A 20,776-nucleotide genomic window follows, 5' to 3' on the forward strand; every position below is an offset into this window, starting at 1 on the left:
TCGCCGACGGGATCACCCAGCTTCAGGGGGTCAAAATTGGACGCCGATAAGGGGTCAAACTTCCGCGCCGATTGACAATCGTATGGGCACACGGCTCGAACTCGCGCCCCAGAACCTCCACGCTGCGACCCGCGCGCGCCAAGGCGACGATCTATTCGCGGAACTCCATTGGATAGGGACTTCTCGTTCTCGGCATCGCGGCACTCTCCAGTCAGGGCGAGTGTGTCCAAGAAACCGGGGGAACTCCAACTCAACTCCCCGCACAGTCGTGCGCTCAGACACGGACCTGCTGGCGGGCCGTGATATCGGCCAGCCGAAGACCGCGCCTCAGCACCTCGGCGCGAACTTCGTCATATACCGGCGCAGCGCCTTTCGGATCGGTGATGGTCATCAGCAGGGCGAAGCCGATGCCCTCATCTGGGATTACGGCCCCGGCCCGCGTCAGGGCGGTGAGTGACAAACGCCAGTCGCTTCTATTGCCGACACCCCGCATCTGCCTGAAATATTGCTTGATCGGCGTCCATTTCAGGCCGCTCTCCAGCAGGTATTTCTCCGTGTAGTCCAGATTCTGCGGCAGCTCATTGTCATAGTGCTTCAGCTGCGACACGTAGTTGGGGGTGAGCTCACCATCATCGGTCATTGTCTCGTTGAGCTGATGCAGCGTCGCGGCCAGCTGTACACGCTGACATTCGGCGTCGAATGCCGCATCGACCACCGGCGAATAGGCCAGCGTGATGTCTACGGCCCCGCGGCATTTGCCATCCGGTGCGGTCAGGGAGGGCGGCCAGGTGAAGACAAATGACAGCTCGCGTCTCGCCGGCAGGACATCGGCAAAGACCAGGGTGATGCTGTGGAGATCGTCGGCAAGGCAGGCTTCGGAGTCGCCGGGTACGCCAAAGCCGACGAACTCCCGGGCAATCGAGCGCAGCGGCTTCTCCATCATCGCCGGATGGCGTGTCGAGCGATGCACCGGAAGCGCCATCAGCAGCTCCCGTGACACCTGCCCCCCGAGCCGATGATCCAGGGCCGCCACCGTTGCCGCCACCAAGGGGGCCGCAAAACTGGTCCCGGATTTTTTGACCACCGATCCGTCGGCATCGAGCGAAGCAAGACCCGTGTCGTTTCCTGTTCGCTGCGCAGCACCGCCGTAGTGAACCAGTTCCGGTTTGCGGGCCCCGCCCGCGCCAGGACCCCGTCTTGTGTAGGCCGTGGGCAATCCATCCACCGCCGCCGTCAGCCCCGGTGGGTTCACGGCACCCACCGATAGCCCGAACATGTGTTCGGCCGGTGCCGTGATGCCATCATCGCGCGCACCCCGCTGCGCCAGCATTTCCAGCGCCTTGTCGGTCTCTGCCGGCCATTCCGGCCGTCGCTCAACCCCATCAAGATTGCCGGCAGAGATAACGAAGATGACGTCGTGAAGCCGCGCGATCTCATCCAGCCGGGAGGCAAAAGTTGAATAGCTGTGGCGGGTGCGTGCGTTCGGGGATCCAAGGCTGAAATTGAATATCCGCGTTCCCGCCTCCGTCTTGGCGTGCACCACGAGCTCCTCCAGCTGGTCGAAGAACTCATCCGGCGTGCTGTAGTATTGCCCCAGCAAGGGCTTGCGCGGCATGATTGCCAGATCGAAGTATCGGCACGGCTCGCGTTCCAGGCGATCGGCGAAACCCGGGTTGAGCGCAGAACCTGCCGCCACAAGCCCCGCGATAAACGTGCCATGCTCGTGATCGCTGTCCCCGGGCAGCAGCGGGCCGGCGACCCCGGCGCACCAGGGGTCGAGCGCATCCAAAGCGGAGATACCGCCATCAATCACGCCCACCACAGGATAATCCCGGTCAGCGAGCGGAGCCGGCAGGTCGATGGCTATGCCCGGTTCGGAAGCGCCCGTGGGGGCTGGCTCGATTTCCATCGGCAAGGCGATCCGCCGAACCAGCGGTTCTTCGGCTAATTGCTCGAGCAAGAGCTGATGGCGCCTTACAGACCTGTCGCGGGGGACAGGGGCGACGGCCCGTCGGGCTGAACGATCCGGCGCGGCTGTCGGGCCCTCTGGCGCCAACAGTACGATATCGTTCGGGGTGCCGGCCGGCAGCAGGTCAATACTGAGCGCAAGCCCGGTCGGCCGGCGCTCCCGCAGGCCGGCCACAGGCCGCACCAACAGGCTGCCGACGCTTGCCAGCCGCTGTTGCAGGGCGTCCAGCTGCGCGCGAACGGCATCACCGGTGACCGTGGGATCGGGCCGGAACAGCTCAACCAGATAGCCGCCGATAGCCCCTTCCTTTTCAAGGGCTGCGACGGCCTCGGACGCTGAAAAGTCCAGCCGGTCCGATGCTTCGAGCAAGCCAATGCCGGCGATGCCACTAAGCTCGCTGCGATATCCGGAAACACGTTCTTCGAACTCTCCGGTGCGCGGGTTTTCCCGCTCCTGCGGCACGTCCTCTGCCCGCTCGGCGATCAGCGTGTCGAGCGCGTCCAGCGCGTCCGGCGTGGCCTGGAAGAACATCTCCCCGACACCGCGGCCGCCAACGAGTGCGAACCGGTTCCGCTCGCAGAACAGCCTCTCGATCGGACGATAGCTCTTCGCCAGGGCCTCCTCTCGCATCTGCACTAAAACGAAGCCCAGGGCTGAGTGCTGTTCCCGCAGCCGCAGGCTGCTGTCGCGGAGCTGCTCTCGCATCTTTTGCTTATGACGGCGGAAACCCTCATTATCGCCCTGAAAGAAATCCCTGCTGGGGCCGCGCTTGCCGGGCGCCGGCGGGTGAATGAAGCGCCGGGTGTCGAGGAAGACCTGAACCGGGCGCTGGATACTGTCCCGTTCAGCCATCGCTCACCGCCTCTCTCCCCGATGATGTCTCTCGCGCTGCCTGGCTGCGCTCCCGCAGGCGGCGCGACACCGTCGACTGGGATAAACCGACGATGGCGCCCGCTGCATTCTGGGTCAGCCCGGCCTGCTCAACGAAGGCAGCAGCAAGATCCTCCTCTGGTCCAAGCAGGAGTGCCTTACGAATGCCACCGAACAGATGGCCGTTGAGGGTTGCTTGCCGTCGAAGCCCCGCCAGCATGGATTGGCCGCGACTAGCGCAGCTGCTGCTGGCCTTCGGCTGATGCAGTACCAGGAAGCGTTTGCCCCCGGCGACAAGCGTTTCCAGATCGGCACCGCTCATGCCTTCCGTGAGCCAAACCAGCATGTCGATTTCTTCGCGGGTCAGCTCGATCGGACGCACAAACCGCTCGAGCAGAACCCGGCGCGCGGTTTCATCCGGCAGCGCGATCTCGATGCGCCCGTCGAACCGGCGCCAGACAGCGGGGTCCAGAAGATGCTCATGATTGGTGGCTGCCAAGGTGAAGCCCCGGTCCCCCCGTGCATCGAGGCTTTGCAGAAGCGTATTCACCACCCGCTTGATCTCGCCCACTTCCTGGGCGTCATCGCGAGCCTTGGCGACGGCATCGAATTCATCGAGGAACAGGATGCAGCGATAGCGATTTGCGAAATCGAACAGGGCGCCGATATTGCGTGCCGTGGTTCCGAGGAAGGACGAGACAAGGCCATCCAGGCGGGCTTCGACAAGGGGAAGACCGAGCTGCGCTCCGATATATCGGGCAAGCATGGTCTTGCCGACGCCCGGAGCGCCATAGAGCAGGCAACGCAAATTCGGCTGCACGCCAAGCGCTGCGAGCTCCTTCACGCGGGACCATTCCTCGATCAGATCGGTGACGGCGGCCTTGAGAGCCTCATTGAACACCGGCTCTACATCGGCTGCCTCGTCCGGCTGCACGACGCGCGCCAACGGTGTCCCGGTTTCCTTATCGTGTGGCAGCGGCGTATTCCGGCTCAGCACTTCGCCGGGCAAGGCCTGCGCTGACCCGGCCCGCATGCGCTCCAGAGACATTGGCGCGAACGATTGTTTGCGGACCTCGCGCGAGAGCAGCCGGCTCAGTTTCTCGGCCTGCCGTGGCTCCGACTCCCGCAGCGAGTCCCGCAGCCGCTCGATCTGGTAACGCGCGCGGTTGCTGTCGCCGCCCGCGGCAGCCCGTGACAGGGAAAGGATGATCTCAAAGTGGTCCATATCCGCGATGCGCCCGCTGCATTCATGATTTGCGACACATGATGCGATTCTTGTCTGAATTATGCAACAAGCTACGGTACGATGCAGCGGGTCGGCTACCGTGTTGACGGGCAGCACGCCGACATCGCACGGCGCAAAGGTCAGGCCTCTGGCCGGTCTCGGGCCGATAGCGCGTCGATGTTCGATCCTGGGTGACCGCTGTCGCGACACCATTCGACCCGGCCCTCCTTGATCCAGAAGTGACACCGGCAGTCATTGGTCTGGCGGATCGACGGCGAGATGCTGGGGCGGCCGAACCAGTCGACGGCGATCGACCATCGCGGTCTGCGCTGCTGGCTGAGCGATAGCTGCAACTTCTCGCCGCAGCCGCCCGGGCAGCGGAAACAGCCCCACTTGTCCAGACCGCCACTCCGCACAATGACCAAACGCCCGGATGTGAGACGCTCTGGGTCGGGATGCGCCTCCTGAACCGTGGCGATCAGGTGGCTTCTGGCAAGCCATCTGATCCGCTCCAGAACAACGCGGCAAAGTCCCTTGAGGCGTTCCATCAGCCGATCCGATCGAGAAACGGCTCGACATCGGCACGACCCCAGTAGTGGGTGTCGACGCAGATCGGGCAGTCAGGCCGCTGTTTTGCCCCCTGACGACGCTCCTCGCCCCGGTCCAGCCGCCGGATTCGCTGCCAGGCCCACCGGGCCTCACCCCGATAGTCTACCAGGCCCTGCAGGAGCTCGTTGACCGCCATACTGGCCGTTTCCGTGGTGAACGTAACGACGGCCGGCGCAGGATTGTCGCTGCCTCGGACATACGCTTCACGCTTCTGCCGCTCGTACTCGGCGGGCGCGTTCCGACGCAGCGCCTCCTCGCCGGCGGCCCGGGCATCCACGACACCCCGGCACATCAGGCACGGTGCGCCAGGCGTCAAGACTGTCACACGGGCACTCATATCGCGCAGGCCGCCCTCCGGACTGGGTTCGATTGCCAGGCCCATATCGATCACCGGCACAAGGTAGAAGTGCGCGAACCGGTTCAGGAATAGCCGGCCACCGTGATCGTCGGTGCAGCCGAAGATCACATCGCAGGCTTTGAGCGCATCCCGCACGGACGGGTCCTCAACCCAGCGCTGATAGGCGCGTGCCCGCACCCCAAGTCCTAGCTCGCTGATTTCCCGCGCCACCACTTCGACTTTCGGTTGCATTGCATCGGCATCCGCCCGCCGTGCGCCATGCAGCCGGTTCAGGTTGGTCACCTCAACAATGTCTTCGTCGAAGAGCGCGATCTGGCCGACACCCAGCCGCGCCAGCAGCATCGCCGTCGCGCTGCCCGTGCCGCCGCAACCGACAACGCCGACCCGAAGTCCCCGCAGGATACTGTTCAGCCCGGCGCCGAACGCGCGGGCCTGCCGGTCAAAAGCTGCCTCCGGGGTCGCCGCACCGACCGTCGTATAGATGAGCCGGGTGCCCACAGAGCGGAGCGTGCCGACCTCAAGAGGGATCTTCTCACGACCCAGAGCCGGGCCCGGAACCGATCCTTCCCGATCAGCAGTAAGCTCAGCAACCGGGCCTCATCACCATTCCGGTTCCGCGCCAGCCTGAACAACTCCCGCTCGTTCCGGTCGTCCTGCGTGGAAAAATCCGAGAAGCCGCCCGGGTGACTGTGAACGATGCCGGGCAGCAACCCCTCCTTCGCCGCGCGGCGGCAGAGGCTGACGTAAGAGTCTGTACGCCAGGTGATATGGCGCTCGCTGGCCGAGACGGCATCATGATAGGGTATCGAGATGATCTCGAAAGAGGTCAACCGGAGCCGCGCCTGCCGCGACCAGGGATCGACGCCGATCTGATTCACGCCATACAGCACATAGGCAGCCGCCTCCGTACCATCCTCCCGATGGAGCAGGCGCTTCAATTCCGCCTGATGCGCCTCCTGCAACGTCAGTTCGACATCCATCACGCAGCCTCCTGCAATGCCTGTTCGACCCGCTTCAGCATGGTGCTGAGACCGTCGACACCGGGGCGCCAGCTCGTATTGTGACGTGACCAGCGCTGCCACCGCTGGCCCTCGAACTGCACGGGCTGGTCCGCTGCTTTCGGATATCGCTGGGCGGGGACCAGCTGCAGCCAGGGCAGCGCGTAAAACATGTCCGGCGCCACGTCCGGATAGCCGCTCGGCAACAGGATCAGGATGCTGGCTGCATCCACCTGGTACTTCGCCGCCGGCAAACTGAACCCGGTGAGGATGACGCCCCGCTGGGCGCCATCCGTCACCTCCCGATACGCGAGATCGCGCCCCGCGAGATACCGGCGATCGGCGGAAGGTAGCAGGCTCACGCCGCACCCTCCGTCGTCTGCGTGATCCCCGTGAAGAAGCGCTCCAGCCCCTTGCCGTCCAACCGTACCAACTCACTGTCGCCGACCGGCTGATCTTCGCCGCCCCTGACCTCGAGCCAGACGCCGTAGGTGGCGGGGTCGACCCCGGCCAGCCGCTTCAGGACCCTCCCGCTGATCGCGCAGGCGCCCCACTCGAACACCTTGCGGTCGAGTTCGATGCGATAGGATTCCGCACTGGCGAAAGTCAGGAACCGCTCGACGCCACCGCCCCGCAGATCGGTGGTCTCATCCAGACGCAACTCCTCGAGCTCGCCATTGCTGAGGACCAGGAACAGAAGATGTTCCTCGACCTGCCGGATACCCGCTGCTTCGAGAATCTGGCGGCCCGTCGGAACCGGATCGTCGATCCGCATCGGCCGGAAGGCGAGCTCGGCATCGCCGACCTCCATCCGGTACGGCCCCTGCGGACGGGGTTTGCGGTCGGCGGCAATAGAGGCCGCAACGTCTTCGATATCTGTCGTTCCAGTCGTCATAGCGACCTCCTGTAAGTCTGCGGCCTCTCAGCCCTTGCAAATGTCGTATTCGACATGCCATCAATGTCGATAATATAGGGTCGCCCGAAAAAAACGTCAACCCCACCATGTCGAAAGCGCCATGAATCCCACCTCCGACAACCCATCTGACATCTTCAAAGAACGCCTCCGGACCGCACGGGAGGAACTCCGTAAGCTGAGTCAGGCCGAACTCGCGCGCGAGACCGGCCTGCCCCCGAGCTCGGTTGCCCATTTTGAAGCCGGCACCCGGAAACCGTCCTTCGACAACCTCCGAAAGCTCGCCAACGCCCTCAACGTCACGACCGACTACCTGCTGGGGCGGTCAGAGGATCCGGCCGGCGCCGCCGAAGCCGATCCGATCTATCGCGACGTGCACAAGCTGACCGATAAGAACCGCAAGATGGCGGCTGACTTTATGAGGTTCCTGGCCCAGCAGGACGAGAAGGAGCGCGGGGAGGACGAATGATCCGCAATCCCGATCTGCAGCAACGGAAACTGGTTCGGCTCGCCGAACATGTCCTGCGTGACAAGGGCCTACTTCGCCTGCCGGTCGATCTGGAGGCCCTGGCCGCGGCCTGCAGCATCCCGCTACAGGCGATGGATGCCGACGAGGAAGGCGTATCTGGCATGCTGCTGCGGGTCGGAAACGCTTTCGGTATCCGATATGCGACCCATATCCTGAGCGAGGGCTTCCAGCGCTTCAGCATCGCCCACGAATTCGGCCACTACTTTGCCGAAGGCCATCTAGACCACATCCAGTTCGAGGCCGGCATCCATAGCTCCAGAGCGGGGTTCGTCTCGTCAGACCCATATGAGCGCGAGGCCGACTACTTCGCGTCGGGGCTGCTCATGCCTTCATCGCTTGTCCGCACCCTCCTGAAGCGAGCCCCCGAAGGCCTGCAGGGCATCGAGATGCTCCGGCGCGCGGCTGGAGCCTCCACCGTGGCGGCCGCTATCCGCTACATAAGCGAGACTGAAGACGCCGCCGCGATCGTCGTCAGCCGCAACGGCCATGTCGATTACTGCTTCAAGTCAGAAGCCCTCAAGCAGCTCAGGGGCCAGAGCTGGCTCCGTAAAGGCGCGATCCTGCCCGCGGGTACGCTGACCGCCTCTATCGCCCGGCAGCCTGCTGCAGAGCGGCGGCGGCTTCGAGATAAAGCAGACAGCGACATACTCGACTGGTTCGGCGGCACCCGCGCCGTCCCAGCTACCGAACAGGTTGTTGACCTCGGCCGCTACGATCGTGTGCTGACCGTGCTGTCCTGTGCCCAGCTGCTCGACGACACCTACCGGGATGAGGACGAGCTAGACGAGTCGGACGAGGCCATGGAGGAGCGCTGGACCCCGCGCTTTCGACGATGACTGAGACCGACGGCCCGCTGGATGTTCGCCGCTTCGGCAAATGGTCGGTGTGGGGGGGCGCACCGGGGCTGGATCTGCATCGACATCGAGGACCTCGGCACGCCGGATACGCCGGATGCCGTGTGCGAGATGTGTGAGCGACAAGAGACCGTGCTGCGGGAGGGCGCGCGCCGGCTGCTCGCGCAGGCGGTGGAAGCGGAGGCCGCGATCGGTCTCGCAATAATGGTGACGAGGCCGTCCTCAAAGCGGCGCTGACGCCTTCTTCAACAGCCTGCTAAGTCGTAACTTGCGCAACGGGGCCGGCTGATCCGCAGGCTGAGAAGATCGCGAATGGCGTCGAGCGGGAAACCGATCCCCTCATATGGCGGATCGTGGCACCTTTACCCCGGCCGCATCGCCAAGCCGCTCGACTGTCAGCATCGTCTACCCCCTTGAACCTCTAGTCACCGGAGGAATTACGGTGTCGCCCCGCCGCAACAAGGACGGGAGCGGGAGCCGAATGACCAGGACCTTCGAAGCGCGTGAATGGACGATCACCGGTATGGACTGCGCCGCCTGCGCCGCGAAGGTGAAGGGTGCAGTGGAGCGTCTGCCGGGAGTCCAGGAGGTGGACGTGACGATCATGTCGGAGCGGCTGCGCCTGACGATCGACGCGGAGCGGACGCCTCCGGAGCAGGTCGAGGCGACGGTGCGGGCGGTCGGCTACGGTATTCACCCACGGCCGGCTCCTGGTGCCATGCTGCCCAGCGCGTCGAGCTCCGACCATGTCAATGCGGACGAGCCGGAGACGGGTCGGCCCTGGTGGCGGACCGACAAGGGCCACCTTATGCTGATGACGGGCGCGCTGCTCGCGGCCGCCTGGGTCATCGAGCTCGTCGCACCACCGGACTTCGCGCGCTTCGCATTCATTGCCGCAACGCTGCACGGCGTTCTGCCGGTCGGCCGTCGCGCGCTCGCCTCGCTCCGGTCCGGCATGCCGTTCACGATCGAGATGCTGATGACAATCGCGGCGCTCGGTGCGCTGGCGATCGACGCGTCCGAGGAGGCGGCCCTCGTCCTGTTCCTGTTCGCCGTCGGCGAGGTGCTGGAGGGGGTGGCGGCGAACAAGGCGCGCGACGGCATCCGCAGCCTCGCCAGGCTCGTCCCGAAGACGGCGTTGATAGAGGAGGACGGCGAAACCCGCGAGGTCGCCGCCGCGAGCCTCGCCATTGGCCAGATCGTGCTCGTGCGGCCCGGCGACCGCATTCCCGCCGATGGCGATGTCGTCGAGGGCGCGTCCGGCGTCGACGAGAGCCCGGTGACCGGCGAAAGCGTCCCGCGGTTGAAGGAGCCGGGCGACTCCGTGTTCGCCGGCTCGATCAATGCCGAGGCGGCGCTTCGCGTGCGCGTTACCCGCGCGGCCGAGGACAACACCATTTCGCGGGTCATCAAGCTCGTCGAGGAGGCGGAGACCGCCCGAGCTCCCACCGAGCGGTTCATTGACCGCTTCAGCCGCATCTACATGCCGGCGGTGGTCGGCGTCGCGATCCTCGTCGCGGTCGTGCCCCCGCTCCTCGCTGGTGCGCCATGGGAGACGTGGATTTATCGGGGGCTCGCGCTGCTGCTGATCGGCTGCCCCTGCGCGCTGGTAATCTCGGTGCCGGCGTCGATCGCTTCGGCGCTGTCGTCCGGGGCACGCCGAGGCTTGCTGATGAAGGGCGGCGCGGTGATCGAGGTGGCAGCGCGCACCACCGCCGTCGTGTTCGACAAGACGGGCACGCTCACCGCCGGCCGGCCGCGCATCACAGAGATCGTGCCGTTCGGGGGCACCGAGAAGGCCGTGCTGTCGCTGGCGGCAGCGATCGAGACCGGATCGAGCCACCCGCTGGCGCTCGCCATCCTCGAGCGCGCCAAGGCGGACGGCGTGACGGCGCTGCCGTCAACCGGCGCAAAGGCGCTGGCCGGACGCGGCGCGGAGGCGTTCGTCGGCGGCGAGACGGTGGCGGTCGGCTCGCCGCGCTACGCCGACGAGCGGGGCGTTCTCGAAGCCGCGGCGCGCGAGGCGATCGCGAGGCTCGAAGCCGATGGGAAGACCGTCGTCGCGGTGTTCCGGCCGGGCAAGCTCGTCGGGGTAATCGCGCTGCGCGACGAGCCCCGCGAGGACGCCGCCGACGCGGTGCGCCAGCTGAAGGCGCTCGGCATCTCCTCGACCATGCTGACCGGCGACAACGCCCGCACCGCCGCCGCGATCTCCGGTGGCCTCGGGATGAGCTACCGCGCCGAGCTCATGCCGGAGGACAAGGTCGCGGCAATCCGCGAGATGACTGCGGCCGAGCGGGTGATGATGGTCGGCGACGGCATCAACGACGCCCCGGCGCTCGCAACCGCCAGCGTCGGCGTCGCGATGGGGTCCGGCACCGATGTCGCGCTCGAGACGGCACAGGCCGCGATCCTGCGCAACCGTGTGACGGATGTTGCCGCGCTGATCCGTCTCGCCCGGGCCGCGATGGGCAACATCCGGCAGAACATCGCCATCGCCCTCGGCCTCAAGGCGGTGTTCCTGGTGACGACGGTGCTCGGCATCACCGGCCTTTGGATCGCGATCCTCGCCGACACTGGCGCGACCGTGCTCGTCACGCTGAACGCGCTGCGGCTGCTCGTCTTCGATCCGGAGGAGCGTGCCTAGGCGAGCCGGCATTGCGCCCCCCACAGAAAGCAAGAAATATGCACCTGCAAATCATTCGCAACAGGCGCATACGACCGTATCATCCGATGGCTGGCGCGAACGGCGCGACACGCCTTCGCTCTCCGAGGTTTTCCGCACGATTGCCGTTCCTCGGGGCAGCTCGCAGTTCCGTCGCTTTCTCGCCTTCGTCGGCCCCGGCTACCTCGTCGCGGTCGGCTATATGGATCCTGGCAACTGGAAACGCATATCCCGTTCCATGGCCGAGAAGCGCCAGCTCCGATCATGAACAATCCGAACAGGATCACAATCCCACCGCCGACGATGTTAAGCTCGTAGCGCCAGCGCAGCAGCGCCTGACCGAGCGCCGTGGCGGACGCGCCGAGCGCAATGAAGATCGTGGAGAAGCCGAGGACGAAGCAGAGGCTCAGCCAAACCGCCTGCCCCCTGGCGGGCGCCTGCTTGCCGGACACCGTACGCCCAGCGACATAGGAGACGTAGCCGGGCACGAGCGGCAGAACGCATGGCGATGCGAACGAGATGGCACCAGCCACGAGCGCCGCGGAAAGTCCAAGAAGAGAAAGATCTATCACTGGCGTGCCCCCGCGTCGGTACGCCGCGTCGAGGGAAGCTTGATGGCGGCAAGGTAGGCCGCCGTCGGGACGATGATCCATTGCAGCAGAGGCGTCAGTCCCGCGTCGAGGGTCGGAACCACCGGCATGATCTCACGGTAGGCCCAGGCCGCCCGAACGACGATGTTGAGCCACTCGCTGAAGATTGTATAGGCGACGCCGAAGACGAGCGCGACGATCAAGACCCTGTAATGGCGCTCCAACGGCCAGGTCGCGTTGCCCACAACGAACAACGACAGAAGCAACGTGCTCATGGCGATGAGCAAATCGCCCCCCGTGCAGTGCAGGATCGCGAAGCCGATCTCAGCCCAAGTGCCGTCGACCCAGATCGTGTAGAAGGGGATATGGCCGCTTTCCCCAGGCGAGATGTCCGGCAGCCGAGAATAGACCGTAGCGGCGAAGAACAGCGATCCAGTCTGGCTCCGTACCCCCGGTGAGCGTTGCGACCGTCACTGAAACAGATCCCAGATCCGGTCGAGCAGCCCCGACTCGGGGGGATGGGCATTGGTCAGGCCGTTGATGTAAAGGACCATGTTGACCCACGCGAAGGAGGTGCCGTGAAAGATGCCTGCTTGGCGCGCCCCGCGATCAAGGACATAGGCCATCGGCTCCTCTCCGCCGCGGCTCGACAGTTCCGCCCACTCCGCGCTCATCTCGGCGACAGCCTCGGGGTCTCGAGGCGTCACGGTGAGCCAGTTTGCGTCATTCGCACTCGGAGCGACCGGGCTGTCAGGCGATGCCACGGTCACGAAGGAAATCATGTCGCGCATCGGCGTGATCTCGATCGCCTCCTGAACCTCTACGAGCAGGGCCTGCTGATCGGCGCAGGGGGGCCCGCATCCCTCGGGTAGGAAAGTCAGGACGACGACCTTGTCCTCGAGATCGTGCAGGTCGAACTCCAGATCATCGACGGTTCGCAGCTCGATCGCAGGCGGACGCCGATCGGCTGGTTCAAAGGCGGGCTCCTTTGCGGCCATCGTCTCATCGAGAAGCTCGCCCGGATGGTTGGCGAGCGCCGGAGTGGAGACAGTCAGGACGACCAGCAGCAACAACGCCCTCATTCCGCAGGCCTCTCGGGCCCGGCGGCGGCCACGCCGAGGACGGGAACATCGATTGTGATTTCGCCGGCGGTCTCGAAGCGCAGGGTCAGCGGGAAGGTCATGCCCTCCACGAGTTTTATCGATAGCCCCATCAGCATCAGATGCATGTACCCCGGCGTGAGCGTCACCGACTCTCCGGCCGAAAGATCGAGTGTTTCAATCTGAACCATTCGGCCGACGCCGGCCGCGTCGATCTCCGTCGCATGAAGCGTGACCTCGTCTGCCACGGGTGTTGCGGCGCCGACGAGACGGTCGTCCGCGTCGCTTTCCAAGGTGAAGTAGGCTACTCCGGGGCGGGAGGCGAGGATGCTGGCGCGAGCCCAGGGTTTAGTTATGGCGACCTCGGCATAGGCAGCACTCGGGATCGCGACGCCAAGCGCCAGAGAAATCAGGAACCTCACTGTTCGTCCTGCTCTCGAATGCGTGTGAGAATGTGTTTGGCAAGATCCTCTGGCAGCTGATCTCTTTCCTGAAAGAGCGCGTCGAATCCCCCATCTTGACGCATCAGGAAGATGTGACCGGCGTGGGCCATCATGTACCCGTCAGGTGCCGTCTCGTCTTCGACTCGCTCGTACCAGGTTCGGAAGCTTTTCGCCGCTTCAGCCACCTGCGCCTCGGTGCCGGTCAGGCCGACGAGACGGGGATGAAAGGCTGAAACGTACTCCGCCATCACCGGAACCGTATCGCGCGCCGGATCGACCGTGATGAAGAGCGGTGCCACCCGTTCTGCTTCTGGACCAAGGAGATCGAGAACGCTCGCCATGTACGCCAGCGTCGTCGGGCAGATGTCCGGGCAGTGGGTGAAGCCGAAGAAGACGAGCTGCCAGCGCCCGGCAAAGTCGGCCTCGGTCACGGCGCGGCCCGTGTGATCGACCAGCGAGAACTGCGAGCGGATGTCCGCCTCGCCGGTAAAGGTCGCTTCGGGGGCTGGAGTCAGCCAGTGTGGACGCAGAATCAGCGTGACGCCGGCCACGAGCAGGACGGCCGCCACGCAGGCCCACATCGCCAGCCGGACGCGCCGGAGATAGTATGTTGTGTCTTTCAGGCTCATCGTCTTGAACCTCTGGATGTCCCGCCCGGGCCGTAGCCCGGGCGGGTGTTACGTCAGCCGTCCTGCGGCTCGACTTCCGGTGCCTGCATCTGATCCGCCTTGGCCCGCATCATCTCGGTGCAGGCCTCCATCATCGGGCCCATTTTCTTCATCATTTCCATCATTGGCATCATGCCCTCCATGCCCGACATGTCGTCGCCCATCATGTTGCCGGGCGCGGCGTCCTGCCCCTGCATCATCTGATCGGACGGCTGGTCCCCGGCCTCCTGGGCGAGGGCGGCCGTCGTCAGGAGCGCCGCCAGAGCGGTCGCGGCGAAGCCGATCTTGCGTGTGGTATTCATCATCTTCTCCTTCATGTTTTCTGGTTCAGGTCTTCGTCGGGTCCTGCTCTCCGGCCGGATTGCTCTTGCTCGCGCAAGATTTCGAGCCGCCCATCATGCAGAGCCCGAGCCCGCACATGACGGCGCAAGGCGCGAGGGCGAGGATCAGCGGCGCTGCGCCCACGGCCGTGAGCCAGCCCCAGTTGAGAAAGAGTCCCGCGCCGATCAGCGCCATCGCTGACAGCATCAGGCCCCGGCGGCCCAGCGGCAGTCGCAGCGGGCCGGACCGTGATCTTGCGGGGATGGTTGTCGTCTCAGTGGTCATGGCCTACCGGCTCCTTTCGTTGATGAGTGACTGACCTGGGCGAAAATCGCGCCGACCCATAGAGGGGAGTCGACGCCTCATGAGCCGCGCTCCGTCTGCAGCCGGCGCACGACCGGCAGGATGTCTTCCTCAAGCGCACGCCGGTCGAAAGGGCCGACGTGCTTATAGGCGATGCGTCCTTCGGCATCGATCACGAAGGTCTCGGGCAAGCCGTAGACGCCCCAGTCGATGGCGACACGACCCGATCGGTCCGCCCCGATGCGGGTGAAGGGATCACCGAGCTCATCAAGGAAGGCCAGCGCCTCCTCGGGATCGTCCTTGTAGTTGATCCCATAGATCGGAACGGTGCCTGCTTTGTATAGCTCCACGAGAAGCGGGTTCTCCACGCGGCAGGGGACGCACCACGACGCCCAGACATTGACGAGGGAAACCTTCCCCTGCAGTTCAGCCGAGGACAGGCCCTCCTGCCGCCCTTCGATGGGCGGGAGGGCGAACTCTGGAATAGATCTTCCGATCAGCGCCGACGGCAGCCGGTCATCCTTGTACCAAAGCCCCCAGAAGAGCCCGACGGCCAGACCTGCGAACACCGCCAACGGCAGAAGCAGAACCAAGCGACCGCGCCTCGATACCTGGACGTGATCTCCGCTCGCGCTCATGAGCCGCCCTCGTCGTTCGCGGTAATTTTCGCTTGCACCGCGCGCTCGCGTTCGGGCCACGTGCTTTTGATGTGGGCGAGAACCGCACGGATCTCGGCATCGGTCAGTATGCCTTCGAAGGCTGGCATGTCGCTCTCGTAGTCAGGCACGACCGCCTCGACGCCGCTCCTGGTGATCTTGAATAGATCCTGGTCCGAATGGTGCCAGGTGTGGCCGGTCTCGTCGTGCGGCGGAGCCGGCAGCCGGCCGTTGTTGCGCCGACGCCTCCAGTCGGGTTGTCCCTCGAGACTGGCGCCGTGGCACGACGCGCAGTTGGCGGCATAGAGGTCCTGCCCCAGGGCGATCTCGGTTGCCGTTACGGGCTCGCCAAGGAAAGTCACGCCGTCCACACGCGCTTCGCCGTCCTGCTTCTGCGCAAGCGCGGCAATCGCTATCAGGCCCGCGACAGCGGCGCCGGCGAGGACCATCGCTCTGCGCTTCATCTCGGCCCTCGAACGTACTTCACCAGCGCCACGAGGCTGAGAACGAGAACCGCGAGGACGAGCAGCAGCACGAGACCTCCGCCGACCATCATCGCGCCCATCATCGGCCCGTCCATCATTCCGCCCATGCACTCACTCATCCGAATAAACGGCGACCCCACCCTCGCCGAAGGCGTAGGTCTTCAGTGTGCCGGTCTTTTCGGGCGCCATGCCGGGGGCGTTCGCCGGCATACCCGGCAGCGTGATGCCCGTGATCTCCGGGCGCTCGGTCACAAGCCGCTCGATGATCTCCGCTGGCACGAGCCCGCTGACGTAGTAGCCGTCGATCGCGGCCAGGTGGCAGCCGAGTCCCTGCTCCGGAACGCCGGCTTCGACGGAGCGCCGGTCGAAATCCGGGTCGTCGATGCGCGTCACCTGATAACCATTCCCTTCGAGGTATTCGGCATAGGCGTCGCAGCAGCCGCAGCTTGGTTCGCGCCAGATCGTGATCTGCTTGGAGGGCACCGTCTGTTCCCTGGCGGGGGCATCAGTGGTGACCACCCGACCCGAATCCTGCGCTGAGGACAACGTGGCGAAGACGATACCCCCAGCGATGGCAACGGCTGCAAGTGAGGTGAATGCAAGAACGTTCTTCATGATGAACTCCTTCAGATAGCCGCGAGCGCGGACCAGTTGATGCCGCCGTCGCGGCTCTGCATCAGGCCGCCATCCAGCGAAGCAACGATGTGATCAGGATCGGCCGGGTGCACCGCTACTGCGGTGACGAACCCATCTGCGGCGTGTGACCAGGTGGCGCCGGCGTCGCTGGACGTCCAGATGCCTGACGGCAGGGCGGCATAGAGAGTTTCGGGCGCGGAAGGGGCGCTCACCAGCGCATGAACCGGCTCGCCCGTCGGGAGCGGTGCCACGGAAGACGGCGCATCGCCGGAAACCAGAGCGTCCATCGCGTTGCCGGGCTGGACGTCCTGCCAGCGGCATAAACAGTCGGGGACACGTGTGAGCCCCTTCTCGGTGCCGGCGTAGATCCAGATCCCACCCATGCCGGTCAGGAGATCGACTGAGGCCAGCGCCAGAAGCTCACGTTCGGCGTCTTTGAGCCACGGGCGGTCCATAGCAAGGCTCCAGCTTTGGCCGGCGTCCTCGCTCTTCCAGAGGCCGTCGCCTCGGACCGTTGCGTAGATCATATCAGGCTGCCCGGCCGCGATGGCCACAGCGTCGACTTCACCTTCGGCGAGCCCGCGAGAGAGGCCTTCCCAGGTGCGTCCACCGTCTTCAGACAGCGCGACGCCGCCAGAGGCGAGACCGGCAATAATTCGGCCAGGTCGTTCGGGGTGCGTTGCGAGAGCCAGGACGGCGGCAGGGACCGGCAGCGCCGTCCACGAGCTTCCGCCATCATCGCTGCGGATTAGATCTGAACGCGCCGCGAGCAAGGCGTCACCGGCGAAGGCTAGTGCCACCACTGCTGAGTTTGCCGGTTCGGCACCAAGCAGAACCTTTGGTAGCGCAAACACTCCGGCCGCGGCGCCGGACGAGAAAAGGAATCTGCGACGCGTTAACGTCAAATACGATGGGCCGGGCATGGCAACTCCTCATCAAACCCTCGGTCCTCCGCCGCGGCCGGAAGGCGCGCTAAGCGGTGGAAGCACTACGCATCGGGGCACACGCGCCACCGAGGCACGGGATGACGTGCCGGCTGCGCTCGTGCGGCCGGGCGTCAGATCAGATGAGGTTTCGAGGAGGGTGTTTGGCTGGAGGGCTTGCAATGCCGCGGAAATCCTGCGTCACCCCTGGCCCAAGCGCCTCGCGTAAAGCCGAGACGATGACGTGTGGCTGCGGCGCAAGCACAACTGCGAAACCGCCCGCTCCGCAGACGAAGCCGCACGCGAGACCCATTTCGCCTGCGTCGGTGTCGTCACAGGCGTCGCAGTCGGGCATGTGCATCGCAGCATCATCGGAGGCGATCATGGCGGCGGCCATCTCCGCCGAGCCCGCTGCTTGCGCAACCGAGCTCGCCGCGAATGCGGCGAGGACGGCAACGCGGATCAGGCGGGCCACGAACTTCATGAGATGAGCCTATCCTGCAGTGAGCCGGGTTTCCACCAGGCAGTGCTGGCAATCGGATGAGCGACTGAACGGCCGCGTTATCGATGGTGTCAGTCCGTTCCGAAGTTCGCCAGATCGTTCATAATCGGACAGTCGGGGCGATCGTCGCGGTGACAGCGCATCACGAGATCACAAAGCGTCGCGCTCAGCGCCTGCAGTTCCCCGATCTTGTGCTCGATACGAGCAAGATGCTTTTCGGCGATTGCGTGGACATCTGAACTCGATCTCTCGCGATCGTCATAAAGTGACAGGAGGGTCCGGCACTCCTCAATGCTGAATCCGAGAGATCGGGCGCGGCCCAGGAACGCCAGCTTGTGCAGGTCGTGAGGGGCAAAATCCCGGTATCCATTCTCGCTACGCGAGGGTCGCACGAGACCGATGTCCTCGTAGTAGCGGATGGTCTTTGCGGGCAAACCGCTCTGTTCCGCCACATCTCCGATGTTCATAGGCGATACTTCTCGCTCTGTCCTGGACGAGCACATACAGATTCCACCTGCTGGAAGGTCAAGTGCGTGAGAGCCATTTTTTTTCGCGGTTGACCTTCCAGCAGGTGGAACCCCTACTTTTCGCGGCGATATCAATCGGAGGACCGAAGGTGGATGCAGCGCGTGCTTCAACGGGAATGGCCAGAGACCCGGTCTGCGGCATGGCCGTCGAGCCGAATGACAGCAGTCCGCATTATGAGCATGAAGGCCACGTCTATCACTTCTGCTCCGAGAAGTGCCGGTCCAGGTTCGCCGCCTCGCCTGGCGACTTCATCGAAGCAGTTGATCCGGTCTGCGGCATGTCCGTCGATCGCGCGACGGCTAAGCACCGGTCCTCGCACTCGGGGGAAAAGTTCTACTTCTGCTCAGCCCGCTGCAAGGAGAAGTTCGACGCGGCGCCCGAGACCTACCTGAAGGGCAAGCCGACGCCGGAGCCGATGCCGGCGGGCACGATCTACACGTGCCCGATGCATCCCGAAATCGAGCAGGTCGGACCCGGAGACTGCCCGATCTGCGGAATGGCACTCGAGCCGAAGGGCGTGCCTCAAGGGGACGTGGGCCCGAACCCCGAGCTGGTCGACTTCTCCCGCAGGTTCTGGATCGGTGCCGCGCTGACAGTGCCGGTACTCCTCCTCGCGATGGGGGGCTATGTCGGCATGCCGGTCCGCACTTGGGTCGGCGAGCGTCTTTCCCATTGGCTCGAACTCATCCTGGCCACGCCGGTGATCCTTTGGGCGGGCTGGCCCTTCCTGGTGCGCGGATGGAAGTCCTTTCGCAGCAGGAACCTGAACATGTTCAGCCTGATCGGCATGGGCATCTTCGCGGCGTGGGCGTTCAGCACCGTCGCCGTGATCGCCCCCGGCCTCTTCCCGAGCGGATTCCGCGACGCCGAAGGAAACGTCGGCATCTATTTTGAGGCCGGTGCGGTCATCGTGGTGCTCGTGCTGCTTGGCCAGATCCTTGAGCTGCGTGCGCGCGAGCGAACTGGTTCCGCGATCCGAGCGCTGCTCGACCTCGCGGCGAAGAACGCGCGCGTCATCCGTGAAGACGGCAGCGAAGAGGAGGTGCCGCTCGAGGAGGTGCAGCTTGGCGACCGCCTCCGCGTTCGCCCCGGCGAGAAGGTGCCGGTGGACGGCGAGGTGGTCGAGGGGCGGTCGTCAGTCGATGAATCGATGCTCACCGGTGAGCCGGTGCCGGTCGAGAAGGTCGCGGGTGATCCTGTCACCGGCGCCACGATCAATGGCACCGGCAGCTTGGTCATCGAGGCCAGGCGTGTCGGCAAGGACACGATGCTCGCGCAGATCGTGGAGATGGTCGCGGCTGCGCAGAGGTCGCGCGCCCCGATCCAGAAGCTGGCGGACGCGGTGGCGGGCCACTTCGTGCCGGCTGTCATCGCCATTGCGGCTCTCGCATTCATCGCCTGGTCGTTCTGGGGGCCGGCGCCGGCGCTGGCCTACGCCCTGGTCTCTGCGATCGCGGTCCTCATCATCGCATGTCCCTGCGCGCTCGGCCTCGCAACGCCGATGTCGATCATGACCGCGACGGGGCGCGGTGCGCAGGCAGGCGTGCTCATCAAGAACGCGGAAGCCCTTGAAGCCTTCGCCAAGGTCGACACGCTGATCGTCGACAAGACCGGAACCCTGACCTTGGGCAAGCCGGAGCTTTCCGCCGTCCTGCCCGAGAGCGGGCACGACGAGGCCGAGATCCTGCGCCTTGCGGCGAGCCTCGAGCGAGGTTCCGAGCATCCCTTGGCGGAGGCCATCGTCCGAGGTGCCGAGGCGCGCGGCCTTGCGTTCCTCAAGGCCGACAAGTTCGAGGCGGTCACCGGGATGGGCGTGAAAGGCACGGTCGACGGCAAGGCGGTCGCCTTGGGCAATGCGAAGATGCTCGCGGAGCTCGGAGTCCAGGCGCCGGCCGCGGCCGAGACCGCAAACGCCCGGCGCGACGAAGGAGAGACCGTCATGTTCGTCGTCGTCGACGGACAGGTCGCGGGTCTCGTGAGCGTTGCGGACCCGGTCAAGGAAACGACGCCGGCCGCGCTCAAGACGCTGCATGACCTCGGCTTCCGGATTGTCATGGCGACGGGCGACAACGAGCGGACGGCTCGCGCCGTCGCAGGCCGTCTCGGCATCGAGGAGATCCGCGCCGACGTGCTGCCTGAGGACAAGGCGCGGATCGTTCGCGAGTTGCAGGCGGAGGGTTACAAGGTGGCGATGGCCGGGGACGGCGTGAACGATGCGCCGGCACTCGCACAGGCCGATGTCGGCATCGCCATGGGCACCGGGGCCGATGTCGCAATCGAGAGCGCCGGCTTCACCCTGGTCAAGGGCGATCTCGGCGGGATCGTGAGGGCCCGCCGCCTGTCGCTCGCCACGATGCGGAACATTCGGCAGAACCTGTTCTTCGCGATGGTCTACAACGCCGCCGGCGTGCCCATCGCAGCAGGGCTCCTGTATCCGTTCTTCGGGCTCCTGATCTCGCCGATGTTCGCTGCCGCGGCGATGAGTCTCTCGTCCATTTCAGTCATCGGTAACGCGCTTAGGCTGCGGGCCGTGCGACTCTGACTAGATGTTTCGTCCCAGGCTTTGATGGTGCAATCTTTTCGCCATAGTGGAAGGAGGCACTATGGGCCAGGTTCACCACGCAAGCGCCA

At 65.1% G+C, this 20,776-nt stretch carries 24 protein-coding genes and 2 pseudogenes; 5 read left to right on the top strand and 21 right to left on the bottom strand.

Features of this window, described 5'->3' with window-relative positions:
* Nucleotides 1-274: 274 nt before the first annotated feature.
* The 7 genes from DLJ53_RS32995 to DLJ53_RS35670 all read right to left on the bottom strand — a co-directional run bounded on the left by DLJ53_RS32995 (nt 275) and on the right by DLJ53_RS35670 (nt 6,924).
* Nucleotides 275-2,821, bottom strand: a complete 2,547-nt coding sequence (locus DLJ53_RS32995) for a S8 family peptidase (RefSeq protein ID WP_111352573.1) — start codon at nt 2,819-2,821, stop codon at nt 275-277.
* Nucleotides 2,814-4,064 carry an AAA family ATPase gene (locus tag DLJ53_RS33000; RefSeq protein ID WP_162409801.1) on the bottom strand — a complete coding sequence of 417 codons (1,251 nt, stop codon included), beginning with the start codon at nt 4,062-4,064 and terminating at the stop codon, nt 2,814-2,816. Before DLJ53_RS33000 ends, DLJ53_RS32995 begins: the two co-directional genes overlap by 8 nt.
* 140 nt (nt 4,065-4,204) lie before the next feature.
* The gene (locus DLJ53_RS33005) at nt 4,205-4,612 is read right to left on the bottom strand and encodes a ubiquitination-like system serine protease family protein (RefSeq protein ID WP_111352575.1); all 408 of its coding nucleotides are present in this window, start codon (nt 4,610-4,612) and stop codon (nt 4,205-4,207) included.
* A complete protein-coding gene (locus DLJ53_RS33010; protein ID WP_244935220.1) occupies nt 4,612-5,529 on the bottom strand; it encodes a HesA/MoeB/ThiF family protein in 918 nt (305 codons plus the stop codon). The genes DLJ53_RS33005 and DLJ53_RS33010 overlap by 1 nt, the downstream gene beginning before the upstream one ends.
* Complete coding sequence (locus tag DLJ53_RS36250; RefSeq protein WP_244935221.1) at nt 5,439-6,011, bottom strand: Mov34/MPN/PAD-1 family protein; 573 nt, start codon at nt 6,009-6,011, stop codon at nt 5,439-5,441. Before DLJ53_RS36250 ends, DLJ53_RS33010 begins: the two co-directional genes overlap by 91 nt.
* Nucleotides 6,011-6,391: an E2/UBC family protein gene (locus DLJ53_RS35665; RefSeq protein ID WP_202913490.1), complete on the bottom strand. Its 381-nt coding sequence runs from the start codon at nt 6,389-6,391 to the stop codon at nt 6,011-6,013. The genes DLJ53_RS36250 and DLJ53_RS35665 overlap by 1 nt, the downstream gene beginning before the upstream one ends.
* On the bottom strand, nt 6,388-6,924 hold the full coding sequence (locus DLJ53_RS35670; protein ID WP_202913491.1) for a multiubiquitin domain-containing protein: 537 nt from the start codon (nt 6,922-6,924) through the stop codon (nt 6,388-6,390). Before DLJ53_RS35670 ends, DLJ53_RS35665 begins: the two co-directional genes overlap by 4 nt.
* Nucleotides 6,925-7,045: 121 nt before the next feature.
* On the opposite strand from DLJ53_RS35670, the gene DLJ53_RS33020 reads away from it, so the two are divergent.
* From DLJ53_RS33020 to DLJ53_RS36255, 4 genes and pseudogenes are all read left to right on the top strand, one after another.
* Entirely contained in the window at nt 7,046-7,411 is a 366-nt protein-coding gene (locus tag DLJ53_RS33020; protein ID WP_111352576.1) for a helix-turn-helix domain-containing protein, read from the top strand.
* Nucleotides 7,408-8,307, top strand: coding sequence for an ImmA/IrrE family metallo-endopeptidase (locus tag DLJ53_RS33025; protein ID WP_111352577.1), 900 nt, complete (start codon nt 7,408-7,410; stop codon nt 8,305-8,307). Before DLJ53_RS33020 ends, DLJ53_RS33025 begins: the two co-directional genes overlap by 4 nt.
* A 499-nt stretch (nt 8,308-8,806) precedes the next feature.
* Nucleotides 8,807-10,972 carry a heavy metal translocating P-type ATPase gene (locus DLJ53_RS33035; RefSeq protein ID WP_211100723.1) on the top strand — a complete coding sequence of 722 codons (2,166 nt, stop codon included), beginning with the start codon at nt 8,807-8,809 and terminating at the stop codon, nt 10,970-10,972.
* Nucleotides 10,973-11,048: 76 nt separating this feature from the next.
* Nucleotides 11,049-11,210, top strand: a pseudogene (locus DLJ53_RS36255) (Nramp family divalent metal transporter); the annotation flags it as partial.
* A 52-nt stretch (nt 11,211-11,262) separates the two neighbouring features.
* On the opposite strand, the pseudogene DLJ53_RS33040 reads toward DLJ53_RS36255, so the two are convergent.
* The 14 genes and pseudogenes from DLJ53_RS33040 to cueR form a co-directional block, all read right to left on the bottom strand.
* Nucleotides 11,263-11,643 (bottom strand): annotated as a pseudogene (locus DLJ53_RS33040) (cytochrome c biogenesis CcdA family protein); the annotation flags it as partial.
* Nucleotides 11,559-11,855 carry a hypothetical protein gene (locus DLJ53_RS35815; RefSeq protein ID WP_211100724.1) on the bottom strand — a complete coding sequence of 99 codons (297 nt, stop codon included), beginning with the start codon at nt 11,853-11,855 and terminating at the stop codon, nt 11,559-11,561. The gene DLJ53_RS35815 and the pseudogene DLJ53_RS33040, both read right to left, overlap by 85 nt.
* A 195-nt stretch (nt 11,856-12,050) precedes the next feature.
* Nucleotides 12,051-12,650 (bottom strand): peroxiredoxin family protein, encoded by a 600-nt coding sequence (locus tag DLJ53_RS33050; RefSeq protein ID WP_146620173.1) that lies wholly within the window; start codon nt 12,648-12,650, stop codon nt 12,051-12,053.
* 8 nt (nt 12,651-12,658) lie between these two features.
* Nucleotides 12,659-13,102, bottom strand: coding sequence for a copper chaperone PCu(A)C (locus DLJ53_RS33055; protein WP_211100725.1), 444 nt, complete (start codon nt 13,100-13,102; stop codon nt 12,659-12,661).
* Nucleotides 13,099-13,752 (bottom strand): SCO family protein, encoded by a 654-nt coding sequence (locus DLJ53_RS33060; RefSeq protein ID WP_111352580.1) that lies wholly within the window; start codon nt 13,750-13,752, stop codon nt 13,099-13,101. Before DLJ53_RS33060 ends, DLJ53_RS33055 begins: the two co-directional genes overlap by 4 nt.
* Before the next feature lie 53 nt (nt 13,753-13,805).
* The gene (locus DLJ53_RS33065; RefSeq protein ID WP_111352613.1) at nt 13,806-14,093 is read right to left on the bottom strand and encodes a hypothetical protein; all 288 of its coding nucleotides are present in this window, start codon (nt 14,091-14,093) and stop codon (nt 13,806-13,808) included.
* 25 nt (nt 14,094-14,118) lie between these two features.
* Entirely contained in the window at nt 14,119-14,397 is a 279-nt protein-coding gene (locus DLJ53_RS33070; protein ID WP_111352581.1) for a hypothetical protein, read from the bottom strand.
* A gap of 77 nt (nt 14,398-14,474) precedes the next feature.
* Nucleotides 14,475-15,053: a DsbE family thiol:disulfide interchange protein gene (locus DLJ53_RS33075; RefSeq protein ID WP_202913492.1), complete on the bottom strand. Its 579-nt coding sequence runs from the start codon at nt 15,051-15,053 to the stop codon at nt 14,475-14,477.
* Nucleotides 15,050-15,535: a c-type cytochrome gene (locus DLJ53_RS33080; RefSeq protein ID WP_111352582.1), complete on the bottom strand. Its 486-nt coding sequence runs from the start codon at nt 15,533-15,535 to the stop codon at nt 15,050-15,052. Before DLJ53_RS33080 ends, DLJ53_RS33075 begins: the two co-directional genes overlap by 4 nt.
* On the bottom strand, nt 15,532-15,663 hold the full coding sequence (locus DLJ53_RS36470) for a hypothetical protein (protein WP_280525538.1): 132 nt from the start codon (nt 15,661-15,663) through the stop codon (nt 15,532-15,534). Before DLJ53_RS36470 ends, DLJ53_RS33080 begins: the two co-directional genes overlap by 4 nt.
* Nucleotides 15,664-15,667: 4 nt before the next feature.
* A complete protein-coding gene (locus tag DLJ53_RS33085) occupies nt 15,668-16,171 on the bottom strand; it encodes a DUF411 domain-containing protein (RefSeq protein ID WP_111352583.1) in 504 nt (167 codons plus the stop codon).
* An 11-nt stretch (nt 16,172-16,182) separates the two neighbouring features.
* A complete protein-coding gene (locus DLJ53_RS33090) occupies nt 16,183-17,115 on the bottom strand; it encodes a sialidase family protein (RefSeq protein ID WP_211100726.1) in 933 nt (310 codons plus the stop codon).
* Nucleotides 17,116-17,254: 139 nt separating this feature from the next.
* Nucleotides 17,255-17,599, bottom strand: a complete 345-nt coding sequence (locus DLJ53_RS33095; RefSeq protein ID WP_111352584.1) for a hypothetical protein — start codon at nt 17,597-17,599, stop codon at nt 17,255-17,257.
* A gap of 89 nt (nt 17,600-17,688) precedes the next feature.
* Nucleotides 17,689-18,084, bottom strand: coding sequence for a Cu(I)-responsive transcriptional regulator (gene cueR, locus DLJ53_RS33100; protein WP_111352585.1), 396 nt, complete (start codon nt 18,082-18,084; stop codon nt 17,689-17,691).
* Between the two features lie 176 nt (nt 18,085-18,260).
* Here cueR and DLJ53_RS33105 point away from each other — a divergent pair, with 176 nt between their 5' ends.
* Nucleotides 18,261-20,687 (top strand): heavy metal translocating P-type ATPase, encoded by a 2,427-nt coding sequence (locus DLJ53_RS33105; RefSeq protein WP_111352586.1) that lies wholly within the window; start codon nt 18,261-18,263, stop codon nt 20,685-20,687.
* Nucleotides 20,688-20,776 lie beyond the last annotated feature (89 nt).

The organism is Acuticoccus sediminis (assembly GCF_003258595.1).
Taxonomy (GTDB): domain Bacteria; phylum Pseudomonadota; class Alphaproteobacteria; order Rhizobiales; family Amorphaceae; genus Acuticoccus; species Acuticoccus sediminis.